Below are 15,450 nucleotides of genomic sequence, written 5' to 3' on the forward strand. Positions count from 1 at the left end.
GCCCCCCTGGCGTTTGATGATTTTGACGGAGGCTTCCTGTGATTGCCCTGTTGTTGCGGGATCTGCGCCTGGCGGTGCGGGCGGGCGGGGGCTTTGGCCTTGGGCTTGCGTTTTTTCTGATCGTCGTGGTGCTGGTGCCCTTCGGCGTCGGGCCGCAAAGCTCGCTTTTGTCGACCATTGCACCGGGCATCCTGTGGCTGGGCGCGCTGCTGGCCTGTCTGTTGTCGCTCGACCGGATCTTTGCGCTCGACTGGGAAGACGGGAGCCTTGACCTTCTGGCCACCTCACCGCTGCCGATGGAAGCGATCGTGAGCATCAAGGCGTTGGCGCATTGGGTGACGACGGGCCTGCCGCTCGTGCTTGCTGCACCGGTCTTTGCTCTGCTGCTGAACATGCCCTCCGAGGGCTATCAACCGCTGATCATATCGCTGGTGCTTGGCACCCCGGCGCTAAGCGTGATCGGCACCTTCGGCGCGGCGCTGACCGTGGGCCTCAAGCGTGGTGGGCTGTTGCTGAGCCTGCTTGTCCTGCCGCTTTACGTGCCTACATTGATCTTTGGCGCAGAGATGGCGCGGCGCGGCGCCGAAGGGTTTGACACGACGACGCCGCTCTTGATGCTGGCCGGGATCACCTGCGGCACCATCGCGCTTTTGCCTTTTGCCTCGGCTGCGGTACTAAGGGTCAATCTGCGCTAGTTATATGGGATTAGGGATGAACCTGAACGCACTCTGGGAATATGCGAACCCGAAGAAATTTATCCAGACCACCGACCGGGTTCTGCCCTGGGTGGCGGGATTGGCGGCGCTTGCGCTGGTGCTCGGGTTGATCTGGGGGTTCTTTTTCACGCCCGTCGATTACCGGCAGGGATCGACCGTCAAGATCATCTACCTGCATGTGCCAAGCGCGCTTATGGCGATCAACGCCTGGATGATGATGCTGGTGACCTCGCTGGTCTGGATCGTGCGCCGCCACCACGTCAGCGCGCTTGCGGCCCGTGCCGCGGCGCCGGTGGGTCTTGTGATGACGGTGATCGCGCTGATCACCGGCGCGATCTGGGGCCAGCCGATGTGGGGTACATGGTGGGCCTGGGACCCGCGATTGACCAGTTTCCTGATCCTGTTCCTGTTCTACCTTGGCTATATCGCTCTCTGGGAGGCGATCGAGAACGACGACACCGCCGCCGATCTTACAAGCATCCTCTGCCTTGTCGGCTCGGTCTTTGCCCTGCTGAGCCGCTATGCGGTGAATTTCTGGAATCAGGGCCTGCATCAGGGTGCCTCGCTCAGCCTTGATAAAGAGGAAAACGTCGCAGATGTGTTCTGGTATCCGCTGCTGGTCTGCATCGCGGGGTTCGTGTTGTTGTTCATCGCGCTTGTGCTGCTGCGCACGCGTACCGAAATCCGCGCCCGCCGGATGCGGGTGCTTCTGGCACGTGAAAGGATGGGGGCATGATGCCTGATCTTGGGAAATACGCCGAGGCGGTCCTGTCTTCCTATGCGGTCTCGATCGCCCTCATCATCGGGTTGATCGTGCTTAGCGTGATGCGGGCAAACCGCGTCCGCAAACAGCTTCAGGAGATTGAAAACAAGGTGAAACGACATGGCTAAGCTATCGCCGCTGATGCTGGCGCCGCTGGTGATCTTTGCGGGATTTGCCGGGCTCGCCCTAATCGGCTTGCAGCGCGAGAACCCGAACGAGCTTCCCTCGGCGCTCAAGGGCAAACAGGCGCCCGCCGTCGAGGTGACCGCACTTGGAGCGGGGCCGATATTCGGTGACAGCGATCTGCGTGACGGCACGGTCAAGCTGGTCAATTACTGGGCAAGCTGGTGCGCGCCTTGCCGGGTTGAGCATCCCAACCTTGAAATCCTCGCAGAGCAGGGGATCACGATCTACGGCGTGAATTACAAGGACAAGCCTGCCAACGCCCTGGGCTTTCTTGAAGAACTGGGCAATCCCTTTGCCGCCATGGGCGCTGATGAAAAGGGACGCATGGCGCTCAATTGGGGCGTTTACGGCGTGCCCGAGACCTATGTCATCGACGGCGAGGGCAATATCGTTCTGCGATTTGCCGGACCGATCACCAGTCGGGTGATGCAGAGCACCATCCTTCCAGCGATCGAGGCGGCCCGCTAGGCTGCGTCAACCTGCCTTTGCGCCGGGGTTACTCGGCGCATTGTGCGCCACTGACGGCGGCGGCTGGCAGCGGGCAGGACGCTGCCGTGTTGGCTTCGCCTTGGGCGCCATAGACGGCCAGAAAGGTCAAAAGACCTGCCTGAAGAAGAATTAAACCCGTTCGCATTGGATCGTCCTTTCTGTCGGCTCCCTTCCAAGATTGGGTATGAGGAGCACGTTTGAAAGGGGTGATACCTTCACGCCTGTGTCATCCACGTGACATTGGCGGGAACTGGCGCAAATTTTTACCGGTTGGCATATTCTTGCACAGAACGGGAAAAGGGCGGCCCGCCGCGCGGGGGGCGCCGAATTAGCAGTTTAGTCCTGCGGAAACGTGTAGGCGCGCGACGCGATCCCGCGAGGATCAGAAAAACTTCGGGCTTGTCATGTTGTGTATCTCATTCGCGATCGTAAGGCGTTTTGCCTGGGCATCTGCCTTGATCATGCCGGGAATGAGAAAGGCATCAACAAGAAGCCAGACGGCGAGGGCAATCAGGAAAAATGCGCCGATGGAAATAAATGCGCCGATGGAAACGGCAAGTGTGAAACCGCCCAGGATGGTCAGGACCAGCATCCCGAGCGCACTACGCGTTTTGCCCAGATAAAAGCGGTGAATTCCAAGGGCACCAAATAGCAACCAAAGCAGGTATACGATTCCGATAGATTTTTTCTCATTACTTAGTCGTTGTTCAACAAGCATCAGCTGTTCAGTCGATAGAGTCATTATCGAGTTCCCTTAATCAATAATACTGACATGAAAAAATCCGAGGATTTAATCAAGGAACAATCGTTCCATACCACCCTTAAAGTGGTATGCGTTGCGAAAATATCGCCTAGGATAGAAAAATGCGGCCCCTTTTGGGGCCGCATTTACCTGTCGTCTTATGCCTTGAAAAATCAGGCCGCTGATTTGGCCAGGTTGCGCAGCACGTAATGCAGCACACCGCCATGTTCGATATATTCGAACTCGATCGCGGTATCGATCCGGCACTTGATCATGATCTCCTTCACCGTGCCATCGGCATAGGTGATGGTGCAGGGCACTTCCTGCAACGGTTTGATCGTATCGAGGCCTGAAATCGCGACGGTTTCGTCACCGGTAAGACCAAGGGTCTTGCGGGTGTCATCGCCGGTGAACTCAAACGGGATAACGCCCATGCCAACCAGGTTCGAGCGGTGAATGCGCTCAAAGCTTTCGGCGATCACGGCCTTGACGCCAAGCAGGGCTGTGCCCTTGGCGGCCCAGTCACGCGACGACCCGGCGCCATATTGCTCGCCGCCAAAGATCACCAGCGGGGTGCCGTTGGCCTGATAGGCCTCGGCAGCGTCAAAGATCGAGGTCTGTGCGCCATCGGGGCCCTTGGTGTAACCGCCTTCAACCCCGTCCAGCATCTCGTTCTTGATACGGATGTTGGCGAAGGTGCCGCGCATCATCACCTCGTGGTTGCCGCGACGCGAACCGTAAGAGTTGAATTCACGCACCGGCACCTGACGCTCGGTCAGGTATCGACCGGCCGGTGTGCTTTCCTTGAACGACCCGGCAGGCGAGATGTGGTCGGTGGTGACCATGTCGCCCAAAAGCGCCAGGACACGCGCGCCCTCGATATTGCTGATCGTGCCCGGTTCCTTGGACATGCCTTTGAAATAGGGCGGGTTCTGCACATAGGTCGATTGCGCGGGCCAGTCATAGGTTTCACCCTCTGAGGTTTCGACGCCCTGCCATTTTTCGTCGCCTTTGAAAACATCGGCATATTTCGACTGGAATGCCCCGCGGGTAACGGTCTGTTCGACCAGATCGGCCACCTCTTTCGAGGTCGGCCAGATATCCTTGAGATAGACATCCTTGCCATCGGGCGTTTGCGCAATCGGGTCATTGGCAAGGTCGATATTCATGTCACCGGCCAGCGCATAGGCCACCACCAGAGGCGGCGAGGCCAGATAGTTGGCGCGCACATCGGGTGAAATGCGGCCCTCGAAGTTGCGGTTGCCCGAGAGAACCGAGGTGGCGACCAGGTCACCCTTTGCAATCGCCTCGGAGATCTCTTTTTGCAGCGGGCCAGAGTTGCCGATGCAGGTGGTGCAGCCATAGCCGACAAGGTTGAACCCGACCTTGTCGAGATCGTCCTGAAGACCGGCGGCCTCAAGATAGGCCGACACGACCTGGCTACCGGGGGCCAGCGATGTTTTCACCCAGGGCTTGCGGGTCAGGCCCAGGGCGGCGGCCTTGCGCGCCACAAGACCGGCACCGATCATCACATAGGGATTCGAGGTGTTGGTGCAGGACGTGATCGAGGCGATCACGACCGAGCCGTCGCGCAACTCGTAATCTTCGCCTTCAACCTTTTGCGACTTGCGCGGGTCAATGATCGGGTCGGGCGTCGGGCCCTCCGAGGCCATCGCATCGGCGGCCTGGCTGTGGTTTTCGCCGCGAAATTCCGACACGACCTTGAAAAAGGAATCTGCCGCCTGATCGAGCGAGACGTAATCCTGCGGGCGCTTGGGGCCGGAAATCGCCGGAACGATCGTGCCCATGTCAAGGCTCAGGGTATCGGTATAGACCGGGGCATAATCCGCGCCGCGCCAGAAGCCGTTTTCCTTGGCATAGGCCTCGACCAGCTGCACGCGGGCCTCGTCGCGACCGGTGTTGCGCAGGTAACGCAGCGTTTCATCGTCGATCGGGAAGAAGCCACAGGTCGCGCCATATTCCGGTGCCATGTTGGCGATGGTCGCGCGGTCGGCGAGGGGCAGGTGATCGAGACCCGCGCCGTAGAATTCGACGAACTTGCCGACCACGCCCTGCGCACGCAGCAGCTCCACGACCTTGAGCACGAGGTCGGTGCCGGTGGTGCCCTCGATCATGCGGCCGGTCAGCTCGAAGCCGACAACCTCGGGGATGAGCATCGAAATCGGCTGGCCAAGCATCGCGGCCTCGGCCTCGATCCCGCCAACGCCCCAGCCAAGAACCGCCACGCCGTTGATCATGGTGGTGTGGCTGTCGGTGCCGACAAGCGTGTCGGGATAGGCGACAGTTTCGCCATTCTGGTCCACGTCTGTCCAGACGGTCTGGGCCGTGTATTCAAGGTTGACCTGATGGCAGATGCCGGTGCCGGGGGGCACGACGCGGAAGTTGTTGAACGCGCCCTGGCCCCATTTCAGGAACTGGTAACGCTCCATGTTGCGCTCGTATTCGCGGTCGACGTTCATCTGGAAGGCGCGCGGATTGCCGAATTCGTCGATCATCACCGAGTGGTCGATCACAAGATCGACCGGGTTGAGCGGGTTGATCTGTTCGGCCTTGCCGCCAAGCGCCACGATCCCGTCGCGCATTGCCGCAAGATCGACCACCGCCGGAACACCGGTGAAATCCTGCATCAAGACACGGGCCGGACGATAGGCCAGCTCGCGGTTGGCGCGCCCGCCATTGTCGGCCCATTCGGAAAACGCCTTGATGTCGTCGGTGGTGACGGTCTTGCCGTCCTCGAACCGCAACATGTTTTCAAGCACGACCTTGAGCGCGGCAGGCAGGCGCGAAAAATCGCCGAGACCGGCGGCCTCGGCGGCTTTGATCGAATAATAGGCGACAGACTGGTCGCCAACTTTCAGGGTTTTGCGGGTGTTCGAGCTGTCTTGTCCGACGCTAATGGGCATTTGAGCCGTCCTTTCACGTTCGATGAGGAAGTATTTGCCCTGCTTCTGACCGATTTGCAGGGTTCGATCAAGAGGGGCGCGCACTCTTTTGTATACTATTGCACACAATTTACCCGTATTTCAATATTTCAAACATGACTCTCGAAACCTTGATTGGTTATTATCGGCACAATTCCTTAGGTGTGCTAGTATGAACGTTCTAATCCTTATGGTTGGGCAGACCCTATGAAACAGATCATTACGACAGTTTTGACGACCCTGATTCTGGGGCTGCCTATGGTGGCACAGGCGCAGGGCAGGCCGGTGGTGGTCGAGCTATTCACCTCGCAGGGCTGTTCGTCCTGCCCGCCCGCCGATGCCTTCATGGAACAGCTTGCGGCGCGCAGCGATGTGATCGCCCTGTCGCTGCACGTGGATTACTGGGATTACATCGGTTGGGTCGATGCCTTTGCCAAGCCCGAACACACCGCCCGTCAGCGCGGCTATGCCAAAGCCGGGGCGCGCAAGATGGTCTATACCCCGCAGATGATCATCGACGGCAAGGACCACGTGGTCGGCAACCGGCCGCGCGACATCACCGAACTGATCGAAAAACACCGCGCGGGTCCCGATGATATTGCCTTGACTGTCACTCGTGACGGCACTGTTCTTCGCATCTCGGCCAAGGCCGGGAAGCCGCACGAGATGCCGCTTCTGGTTCAGCTTCTGCGCTATCGGCCCGAAGCGACCGTTGCGATCGAGCGTGGCGAGAATGCCGGCAAGACCTTGCACTATTCCAATATCGTCACCGAGATGACCCGGCTGGCCGTCTGGGACAGTGCCGAGCCGTTGAACATCGACACCACCATCACCGGCGATCAGCCGCTTGTGGTGCTGCTGCAATATCCCGATTTCGGCGCCATCGAGGCTGCCGCCGAATTGCCCTGAGGGTCAGCCCGCGTTCCAGAGCATATCATAGACCGCCGCGATGCCCTCGGCTTCGGCGTCGATGCTGAACCGGGCCTGCGCGGCGGCGCGCGCGGCGCGGGCCATCCCGGCATGTGCCGTTGCATCGCCAAGCATGCGTGCGATGGCGTCGGCGGTGTCGCGCGGGGCATCCTCGGGCACAATTACGCCGGTGGTGCCGTCGCACGAAAAGCACCGGTAATAGCCCGCATCGGTGGCCACGAAAGGCACGCCGCTTGCCATGCCTTCGAGCGGCGCCATGCCATAGCCCTCGTAGCGGGGCAATTGCACCACGGCGCTGAGTCCGCGCATCAAAGCGGGCAGATCATCCGGCGCGATCTCGCCCGGAAAAAGAATCCGGTCGCTCAACCCCGCCGCCGCGATCTTTTGCTTGAGCGCGTCGAGAAATCCCTGATCCGATTTTGCGGCCCGTCCGATCAGCAGGGCTGTAACGCCGGGGCACCGCGGCAACAGCTCGATCATCGCCGCGACAAAGCGGTCGCTGCCTTTTTCGGGGCGGATGCGACCAATCGTGGCAATCCCCCTGATCCCCGGATAGCCGGTCGCGGCCCAGGCCGCCGTCCGGTTGTCGGCTGGGGTGAAGCGGGCGCAATCCACACCGTGCGGCACCACGGCACGCACGTGCGGGACGAAGCTTGCGGCAGTCTCGGTGGTGGCAATCACCGCATCCATCCGCGAGATGAGCCAGCGCGGAAAGGCCGAATGCCTCCGCTGCGCGGCGGAGGTAAAGACGATACGGATCGGCAGGCGCAGCACGTCGCGCGCCCAGAGTGCCGCCCGCATTTCGCTATTGCGCCGCACATGCCAGATCGTGAAGGCGCGGTTCGGCGGTGAGCAGCGCGAGAGCGCGCGCGCCTTAGCGCGGCTTATCGGGGGCGGGCAGCCCGGCAGGGCAACCCCCGCCAGCACCATGTCATAGCGCCCCATCTGCATCTGAGCGCGCACCACCCCCGCCGCCGTCGCCGAGACGCCGGTGAAATTGCGGTTGAAATTGGTCACGATCAGCTCTGGCATCTGGGGGATCTGCCGGATTTGAGTATTTTTGGAAAGATGAAAGCCGGGGTCATTCTGTACGCTCAAGATCAAGGGCCGTGACGAGGTCGTCTGTGATCTGGTCGAGCACGTTTTCCTGTGCGGCGGCGAAGGCACGGGCGCGAGCGCGCATGGCGTCAAGTGCGGCCGGGTCGCCGAGATGTGCAATCAGGGCCTGCGCCAGGGCCGTCGCATCCGCCACCTCCAAGGCTGCGCCAGAGGCGTCAATCAACGGGTAGGTGTCGGCGAAGTTCTTGTAGAGCGGGCCATGCAGGATGGCCGATCCTGCATAGGCGGGCTCGTATGGGTTGTGCCCGCCCACCGGTGCAAAGGAGCCGCAGAGACAGGTCAGCGGGCAGAGCGTATACCACAGCCCGGTTTCGCCAAGGGTATCGGCGAGGTAGACTTGGGTCTGGCCGGTGAGCTGGCTGCCGATTGCGCGACGCGCGCCGCTGAGCCCCTGTGTGGCGATCAGCGTTTCAAGCGCCGCACCGCGTTCGGGATGGCGCGGCACGAGGATCAGGAGCGCGTCGGGGTCCTGTTGCAGGACCTTTCGATGGGCGCCCAGCATCATCTCGTCTTCGCCGGGGTGGGTCGAGCTTGCCAGCCAGACCGCGCGCCCTGCTATCAGGCGGGCCATGCGTTCTTTTTCCTCCGGGTCGAAGGGCAACGGCCCCGAGAGCGACTTCAGGTTTTGCCCGGTCCTGGCATGGAGCAGGCCGAGATCATGCAGGTGTGCCGTGGTGCGGGCGTCCTGGGTGTGGATAAGGGCGAAAACCCCCAAAAGGTGGCCTGCGGTTTTCGGCGCGCGTTTCCAGTTGCGCGCCGAGACATCCGAAATCCGCGCGTTGATCAGCGCCATGGGAACGCCCGCGGCGCTGGTCCGGCGCAGCATTTGCGGCCAAAGCTCGCTTTCCACGAAGATCGCCGCAGTCGGGCGCCAGTGGGCCAGAAACCTGTCGATGGCGCGGCGCGCATCGAGCGGCGCGAATTGATGGATGGTGCGCGGCGGAAGGCGGCCTGCGACGACCTGCGCCGAAGTGGCGGTGCCCGAGGTGATCAGGAAGGACCAGCCGGGGTATGCCTCGCCCATATGGGTGATCAGGCGAAGCACCGACACACTCTCGCCGACAGAGGCGGCGTGAAACCAGATCAGCGGGCCGTCGGGGCGCCTGGCCGTGGCCCGGCCCATCCGTTCCGGCAGGCGGGCAGGATCGGTGCCCTGCGCGGCAAGCTTGTCCTTGACGCGCGCATAGGCCAGCGGCGCGATCAGGTTCGCCGCCGCACTATAGAGCCGGAGGGGCAGGGGCGCAGGGGTGCGCGTCATCAGCCGCCGGTATGGCTCATGTGGCGGGACACGCGGCCATCTACGCCCTGGCGCGAATAGTCGAAATCGTGGCCTTTCGGCTTATGCGAGATGGCCTCGCGAATGGCCGCTTCCAGCGGCGCGTCACTGCCGGGGTTGTTGCGCAGGGGCGCACGCAGATCGGCCATATCCTCCTGGCCGAGGCACATGTAGAGTTCGCCGGTGCAGGTCAGTCGCACCCGGTTGCAGCTTTCGCAGAAATTATGCGTCAGCGGGGTGATGAAGCCTACCTTCTGGCCGGTTTCCTCGATCCGCACATAGCGCGCCGGGCCGCCCGTGCGCTCTGGCAGGTCGGTCAGCGTATAAGTCTCGCGCAATGTCGCGCGCAGATCCGACAGCTTCCAGTATTGATCCAGCCGGTCTTCGTTGCCGATATCGCCCATCGGCATCACCTCGATAAAGGTGAGATCCATGTCGCGGCTTGCGCACCACTCAAGCAGGGTAAACAGCTCGTCCTCGTTGAACCCCTTGAGGGCGACGGTGTTGATCTTGACCCGAAGCCCCGCCTTTTGAGCCGCATCAATACCCCTGATCACCTGGGCCAGGCGGCCCCAGCGGGTGATATCGGCGAATTTCTGATCGTCCAGCGTATCAAGCGAGATATTCACCCGGCGCACGCCTGCCGCATAAAGATCGTCGGCAAAGCGCTCCATCTGGCTTCCGTTGGTGGTCAGGGTCAGCTCTTTGAGCGAGCCGCTGTCAAGGTGACGGGTCATGGCATCAAAGAAGGTCATGATGCCCTTGCGCACCAAGGGTTCGCCGCCGGTGATGCGAAGCTTTTCCACCCCGAGCCCGACAAAGGCCGTGCACATGCGATCAAGCTCTTCCAGGGTCAGAAGTTCCTTCTTGGGCAGGAAGGTCATGTTTTCCGACATGCAATAGACGCAACGAAAGTCGCAGCGGTCCGTGACGGAAACGCGCAGGTAATTGATCGCGCGCTGGAAGGGATCGACGAGAGGAGTTTTCATGCCTGAAATCTAGGCGCGCGGGGCGGGCGGGGCAAGGGTCATGTTGTCCGTTGAAGCCCGATAGTTGCGCGGATAAAGTGGACAAATGAGAAATCGCGTCATGATTATCGGTCTGATTTTGCTCCTGGGCGCCTGCGCACAGGTCAAACGGGTGTTCGCACCAAAAGCCGAAGTGCCGCCCCCGCAGAGCACGACCACAGAGCCGGGGAGCGGTTCCGAATCAACGCCGCGCCCGCCTGCGGGTGGCCCGCAAACCGCCGCTGCATTTGACACAACCACCCCGCAAGAGCGTGCCGAGGCTGCGGCGGTCGCCGCAAAACCGGCTGCGCGGGATCTTGGCGTGACCATTGCATCGCTCGGCGCGCCGACGGAACCGGGGTTCTGGCTCAAGACGCCGCTGGTCAGCGCGGCGGCGGAGGGGCGGGTGGATTATCCGGCCAATGGCAAATCGGTTGCGGTCGATCTTATCCCGCTTGACGGCCCTGAAGGCGCCGGTAGCCGTATGTCGCTGGCGGCGTTTCGTCTTTTGGAGGCACCGCTGACCGGTTTGCCAGAGGTGCGGGTGCATCTGCTGGCAGAGTAGCGCGCGCCGTTACGGCGCGGGGTGCTGCGGCAGGAACTTGACCGCCTCTTTGCGGGCAAAGGGTTTCATGTGCCTGGCATGGTTCGACAGGAAATATTCAACCCGCTCCGGGTCGTGCTTGGACAGATCGCGAAGCCATCCGGCAACCGATTTTTGCAGGGTCCAGTCGGCGTCCCGCACATAGTCGGCAGCCCAGCCCAGAACCCGCACGCGAACGGCCAATTCGGCTTCGGTGGGGTGATTCTGCTTGGCAAAGGGCAGGGCAATGATCATCGCTGCGCGCTTGATCCAGTGATCGGACGAGGTGGTCCATTCGGCGACAGTCTCGATGCGCGAGGGATCAGCGACTAGCCGCTTTTGCGCTGCCGTGATCACCTGATCGGCGATTGCCCAGCTGTCAAAGTCGGGCATCCATGACAGGAGCATATCCCAGACCGCGCCGTCATCGGGGCGAATCCGCGCCTGGGTCAAAAGCTTGGCGGCAGTGATGCGGGCCTCGAAGATGTCGGTCTGCCAAAGCGCGTCGGCAAGCGATAGGCGCGCCGAGAGATCAAGCCCCTGGCGCCATTCCTGGGCCAGATCGCCGAGCGTGCCATTGGGAACGCCGAGATAGGCGCGCGGCACCTTGTGGTGTTCGGCAAGGCCCTTGGCGCGTTCGGCGTCGCCATGCGCCCGGAGCAGGTCAAGCGCCTCTTCGCACGAGGTGGGGAGATTGGTCATTCCACGGTCACCGATTTTGCAAGGTTGCGGGGTTGGTCCACGTCGGTCCCTTTGGCGACGGCCGTGTGATAGGCCAAAAGCTGTGCGGGCAAAGCATAGAGGATGGGCGAGAGGATCGGGTCAATCGAGGGCATGGTCAGCGATTGCCAGATGCCGGCGCCACCCGCCTCGACACCGCGGGCATCGGAAATCAGAAGGATCCGCCCACCGCGCGCCATCACCTCCTGCATGTTGGACATGGTCTTGTCGAACAGGGCATCACAGGGCGCCATGACGATCACCGGCATGGTGTCGTCAATCAGGGCAATGGGGCCGTGTTTGAGTTCGCCTGATGCATAAGCTTCGGCATGTATATAGCTGATTTCTTTCAGTTTAAGTGCGCCTTCAAGGGCCAGGGGATACATCAGGCCGCGCCCCAGGAACAACGCATTATCGGATGTTGACAACTGGCGTGCGGCGATCTTGATCGCACTGTTGCATTCCATCGCGGTGTTGAGCGTGGCTGGCACGGCGCGCAGGGCCGACAGGATATCGGCCAGCCGGTCATCGGTTATCGTGCCGCGTGCCTGCGCCGCCTTGAGCGCCAGGAGCAACAGCACGGTCAACTGACAGGTGAAGGCCTTTGTCGAGGCCACGCCGATCTCGGCGCCGGCATGAATCGGCAGCGCCAGATCGCTTTCGCGCGCGATCGAGCTTTCAGCGACATTGATCACCGAGACGATCCGGTCCGCGCGCCCTTCGCAATACCGCAGCGCCGCCAGCGTATCTGCGGTCTCGCCTGACTGGCTGACGAACAGGGCGACGGTTCCGGGGGTCACGGGCGGTTCACGATAGCGGAATTCCGAGGCGACATCGACCTCGACCGGCAGGCCCGCCAGTTGCTCGAACCAGTATTTCGCAGTCAGGCAGGCGTAGTAGGCGGTCCCGCAGGCGACCATGGTAAATCTATTTATCGACGTAAAATCAAAGTCCTGAACCGGCAAGTTGATCTGGCGGCCATCGGCGCTCAGGTAATGGCCGAGCGCCGCGCCGATCACAGAGGGCTGTTCGGCGATTTCCTTGGCCATGAAATGCTTGTGCCCGGCCTTGTCGACGCGGGTGCTGTCGATCTCGATGGTCTTGACCACGCGGGTCGCCGGGGCGCCTCTGGCATCTGTGATTGTCAGGCTGGAGCGGGTGACAACGGCCATGTCGCCCTCTTCAAGATAGGTGATGCGATCGGTCATCGGTGCAAGCGCGATGGCATCGGAGCCGACATACATCTCGCCGGTCCCGTGGCCGATGGCCAGCGGGCTGCCCTTGCGCGCGGCGATCAGAAGATCGGCTTCGCCGTCGAACAGGAAACACAGCGCATAGGCGCCTTCAAGCTGTGCAATCGTTGCGCGTGCGGCGCTGACCGGATCAAGGCCCCGACCCAAGTGATAATCCGCCAGAAGCGCGACGGTCTCGGTGTCGGTATCGGTTTCGTGACCAATGCCCTTGGCCGCCAGTTCTGCGCGCAATTCGCGGTAATTCTCGATGATGCCGTTATGTACGACCGCCACCTTGCCCGCACGGTGGGGGTGGGCATTGGCCACACTGGGCGCACCATGGGTGGCCCAGCGGGTATGGCCGATCCCGGCCTTGCCGGCCAGCGGGTCACGCACGAGCAAATCCGACAGGTTCACCAGCTTGCCCACCGCGCGGCGGCGATCAAGATGGCCGTTTTCGATGGTGGCAATCCCGGCACTGTCATAGCCGCGATATTCAAGCCGCTTGAGGGCCTCAACCAGAATGGGCGCCACTTCGTGCTCGCCCAGAACGCCAACTATGCCGCACATTAGAGTATCCCCTTGTCGCGTTTCGCTTTTTTGGCTTTCAGCATGTCCATGAGTTTGCGTGCCATGCCCGGCTTGGCGCTTTGTCGGCTGCGTGCGATTGCAAGCGCGCCTGCCTCGACATCCTCGGTGATGACAGAGCCCGAGGCTGTCATCGCCTCGTCGCCGACGCTGACCGGCGCCACCAGCATGGTGTTCGAGCCGATAAAGGCCCGGTTGCCGATGCGGGTCTGATGTTTTAGAACCCCGTCGTAATTACAGGTGATGGTGCCCGCCCCGATATTGCTGTCGGTGCCGATCTCGGCATCGCCGACATAGCTCAGGTGATTGACCTTGCTGCCCTCGCCAATCACCGCATTCTTGATTTCGACGAAATTGCCAATCCGTGTATCTTCGGCCAATTCGGTGCCGGGCCGCAGCCGCGCATAGGGCCCGACCACGGCGCCGCGCGCCACATGACAGCCCTCAAGATGGCTGAAGGCGCGGATATGCGCGCCGGTTTCAATCGTCACGCCGGGCCCGAAAACCACGTTCTGGTCAATCACGGTGTCGCGGCCCACATAGGTGTCAAAGGCGAAATGCACGGTTTCGGGCGCAGGCAGGGTCACGCCAAGGTCCAGCGCCCCGGCACGGGCGCGGGCCTGAAAGGCGGCCTCGGCCTGCGACAGCTCGGCACGGGAATTGACGCCAAGCGTCTCGGATTCCTCGCAGGTCACGGCGGTGGCCGAGAGGCCGCGCGCCCGCGCGATGCCGATGATATCGGTAAGGTAATACTCGGCATTGGCATTGTCATTGCCGACCGCGGCAATCAGATCGAACAACAGCGGCGCCGAGGCCATCACCACGCCACTGTTGCAGAGGCGAATTGCGCGCTCTTCTGCATTGGCGTCCTTGAACTCGACGATTCGCTCAAGGCTGTCGCCCTGCATGATCAACCGGCCATAGCGGCCAGGGTCAGCGGCCTCAAAGCCAAGCACGACAATATCGTGAGCGGCCCGCGCCTCTGCCATCTTCTCCAGGGTTTCGGGCTGGATCAAAGGGGTGTCGCCATAAAGCACAAGCGCGTCGCCGCCGTATCCCTCAAGCGCGGGGGCGGCCTGGGCCACGGCGTGGGCGGTGCCAAGCTGTTCTGTTTGCAGGACCACTTGCGCGCTTTCGTCAAAATCCTGCGCGGCGGCGGCGACGGCATCTGCTTCGTGCCCGGCTATGATGAGTGTATGGTCAGGCTCCAGTGCCTTGCCAGAGCGCATCGCATGCACAAGCATGGGGGCCTGCGCGACGCGGTGCAGCACCTTGGGCAGGTCGGAATTCATGCGCGTGCCCTTGCCTGCGGCGAGAATGATCAAAGCAATTGGCATACAGAGTCTCTTTATAATCAAAGCGTCTCCGTTTAATCGGGTTGGGAATCTTGTGCAAGGGTGCGCGCCATCAAGCATGGTTACGGGATGTGACAGACCTGCGCGGAAAATAGCCAGCCGCCGAAATAAAAAGGATAAGAGTCGATGCGAACCGTTGTTTTCGATCTTGACGGCACGCTGGCCGATACCAGCGCTGATCTTGTTGCGGCGGCGAATACCTGTTTCCGGGCGATGGGGGTGGGCGATCTGCTTGATCCGGCGCGCGATGCGGGGACCGCGCTGCGTGGCGGACGGGCGATGCTTGCACTCGGACTCGAACGGTTGGGCCGCGCCGATGACCTGGCCGAGATCGACCGCAACTATCCGCTTTTGCTAGAGGCCTATGCGGGCGCCATCGACGTGCATACCACGCTTTACCCCGGCGCGATGGCCGCCGTCGATAACTTGCGCGCAGGCGGCTATGGCGTAGCGATCTGTACCAACAAGCCTGAGGGCCTTGCGCGGCTTTTGATGGGGCGGCTTGGCGTTCTCGACAGCTTTCATGCCCTGACCGGCGCCGACACGCTTGCGGTGCGCAAGCCCGACCCCGAACATCTGCTTGAAACCGTGCGCCGGGCGGGTGGCGATACCGCGCGCTGTCTGCTTGTGGGCGACACCGTGACCGACCGCGAGACCTCGCGGGCGGCAGGTGTGCCCTCGGTCCTGGTGACGTTCGGCCCGAACGGCACCAGCGTACATGATCTCGAACCCGAGGCGACGATTGCCCATTATGACGAATTGGCAGGGGTGGTGACGCGCCTGATCGGCTAGGCTGCTTCTT

General features: G+C 61.8%; 16 protein-coding genes. 7 read left to right on the forward strand and 9 right to left on the reverse strand.

Features of this window, described 5'->3' with window-relative positions; translation table 11 throughout:
- The first annotated feature begins 38 nt into the window (after window positions 1-38).
- From ccmB to QZ522_RS04690, 4 genes are read left to right on the forward strand one after another with little or no spacing between them, the layout of a single operon-like run.
- Window positions 39-695 (forward strand): heme exporter protein CcmB, encoded by a 657-nt coding sequence (gene ccmB / locus QZ522_RS04675; protein WP_294608133.1) that lies wholly within the window; start codon window positions 39-41, stop codon window positions 693-695.
- Between the two features lie 16 nt (window positions 696-711).
- Window positions 712-1,452 carry a heme ABC transporter permease gene (locus QZ522_RS04680; RefSeq protein ID WP_294608136.1) on the forward strand — a complete coding sequence of 247 codons (741 nt, stop codon included), beginning with the start codon at window positions 712-714 and terminating at the stop codon, window positions 1,450-1,452.
- On the forward strand, window positions 1,449-1,607 hold the full coding sequence (gene ccmD / locus QZ522_RS04685) for a heme exporter protein CcmD (protein ID WP_294608139.1): 159 nt from the start codon (window positions 1,449-1,451) through the stop codon (window positions 1,605-1,607). Before QZ522_RS04680 ends, ccmD begins: the two co-directional genes overlap by 4 nt.
- Entirely contained in the window at window positions 1,600-2,133 is a 534-nt protein-coding gene (locus QZ522_RS04690; RefSeq protein ID WP_294608141.1) for a DsbE family thiol:disulfide interchange protein, read from the forward strand. The genes ccmD and QZ522_RS04690 overlap by 8 nt, the downstream gene beginning before the upstream one ends.
- Before the next feature lie 28 nt (window positions 2,134-2,161).
- On the opposite strand, the gene QZ522_RS04695 is transcribed toward QZ522_RS04690, so the two are convergent.
- From QZ522_RS04695 to acnA, 3 genes are all read right to left on the reverse strand, one after another.
- On the reverse strand, window positions 2,162-2,299 hold the full coding sequence (locus QZ522_RS04695) for a hypothetical protein (protein ID WP_294608144.1): 138 nt from the start codon (window positions 2,297-2,299) through the stop codon (window positions 2,162-2,164).
- Window positions 2,300-2,536: 237 nt separating this feature from the next.
- Window positions 2,537-2,896, reverse strand: coding sequence for a TM2 domain-containing protein (locus QZ522_RS04700; protein ID WP_294608146.1), 360 nt, complete (start codon window positions 2,894-2,896; stop codon window positions 2,537-2,539).
- A 173-nt stretch (window positions 2,897-3,069) separates the two neighbouring features.
- Window positions 3,070-5,820 carry an aconitate hydratase AcnA gene (acnA, locus tag QZ522_RS04705; RefSeq protein WP_294608147.1) on the reverse strand — a complete coding sequence of 917 codons (2,751 nt, stop codon included), beginning with the start codon at window positions 5,818-5,820 and terminating at the stop codon, window positions 3,070-3,072.
- A 225-nt stretch (window positions 5,821-6,045) separates the two neighbouring features.
- On the opposite strand from acnA, the gene QZ522_RS04710 reads away from it, so the two are divergent.
- Window positions 6,046-6,747, forward strand: coding sequence for a DUF1223 domain-containing protein (locus QZ522_RS04710; RefSeq protein ID WP_294608150.1), 702 nt, complete (start codon window positions 6,046-6,048; stop codon window positions 6,745-6,747).
- Between the two features lie 3 nt (window positions 6,748-6,750).
- Here QZ522_RS04710 and QZ522_RS04715 read toward each other — a convergent pair whose 3' ends face one another.
- The 3 genes from QZ522_RS04715 to moaA are packed head-to-tail and all read right to left on the reverse strand — an operon-like array spanning window position 6,751 to window position 10,152.
- Window positions 6,751-7,800: a glycosyltransferase family 4 protein gene (locus QZ522_RS04715; protein ID WP_294608152.1), complete on the reverse strand. Its 1,050-nt coding sequence runs from the start codon at window positions 7,798-7,800 to the stop codon at window positions 6,751-6,753.
- A 49-nt stretch (window positions 7,801-7,849) separates the two neighbouring features.
- Window positions 7,850-9,145, reverse strand: a complete 1,296-nt coding sequence (locus tag QZ522_RS04720) for a glycosyltransferase N-terminal domain-containing protein (RefSeq protein ID WP_294608155.1) — start codon at window positions 9,143-9,145, stop codon at window positions 7,850-7,852.
- The gene (gene moaA / locus QZ522_RS04725; protein WP_294608157.1) at window positions 9,145-10,152 is read right to left on the reverse strand and encodes a GTP 3',8-cyclase MoaA; all 1,008 of its coding nucleotides are present in this window, start codon (window positions 10,150-10,152) and stop codon (window positions 9,145-9,147) included. Before moaA ends, QZ522_RS04720 begins: the two co-directional genes overlap by 1 nt.
- A gap of 100 nt (window positions 10,153-10,252) precedes the next feature.
- On the opposite strand from moaA, the gene QZ522_RS04730 reads away from it, so the two are divergent.
- Complete coding sequence (locus tag QZ522_RS04730; protein ID WP_294608159.1) at window positions 10,253-10,735, forward strand: hypothetical protein; 483 nt, start codon at window positions 10,253-10,255, stop codon at window positions 10,733-10,735.
- Window positions 10,736-10,744: 9 nt separating this feature from the next.
- On the opposite strand, the gene QZ522_RS04735 is transcribed toward QZ522_RS04730, so the two are convergent.
- Genes QZ522_RS04735 through glmU form a run of 3 tightly spaced genes read right to left on the reverse strand, consistent with a single transcriptional unit; the run spans window position 10,745 to window position 14,630 of the window.
- A complete protein-coding gene (locus QZ522_RS04735) occupies window positions 10,745-11,455 on the reverse strand; it encodes a DNA alkylation repair protein (protein WP_294608162.1) in 711 nt (236 codons plus the stop codon).
- Entirely contained in the window at window positions 11,452-13,275 is a 1,824-nt protein-coding gene (gene glmS, locus QZ522_RS04740; protein ID WP_294608164.1) for a glutamine--fructose-6-phosphate transaminase (isomerizing), read from the reverse strand. Before glmS ends, QZ522_RS04735 begins: the two co-directional genes overlap by 4 nt.
- Window positions 13,275-14,630 carry a bifunctional UDP-N-acetylglucosamine diphosphorylase/glucosamine-1-phosphate N-acetyltransferase GlmU gene (gene glmU / locus QZ522_RS04745; protein ID WP_294608167.1) on the reverse strand — a complete coding sequence of 452 codons (1,356 nt, stop codon included), beginning with the start codon at window positions 14,628-14,630 and terminating at the stop codon, window positions 13,275-13,277. The genes glmS and glmU overlap by 1 nt, the downstream gene beginning before the upstream one ends.
- A gap of 144 nt (window positions 14,631-14,774) precedes the next feature.
- On the opposite strand from glmU, the gene QZ522_RS04750 reads away from it, so the two are divergent.
- Window positions 14,775-15,440, forward strand: coding sequence for an HAD-IA family hydrolase (locus QZ522_RS04750; RefSeq protein ID WP_294608169.1), 666 nt, complete (start codon window positions 14,775-14,777; stop codon window positions 15,438-15,440).
- Window positions 15,441-15,450 lie beyond the last annotated feature (10 nt).

This window comes from uncultured Roseovarius sp., assembly GCF_913054395.1.
In the GTDB taxonomy this organism is placed as follows: domain Bacteria; phylum Pseudomonadota; class Alphaproteobacteria; order Rhodobacterales; family Rhodobacteraceae; genus Roseovarius.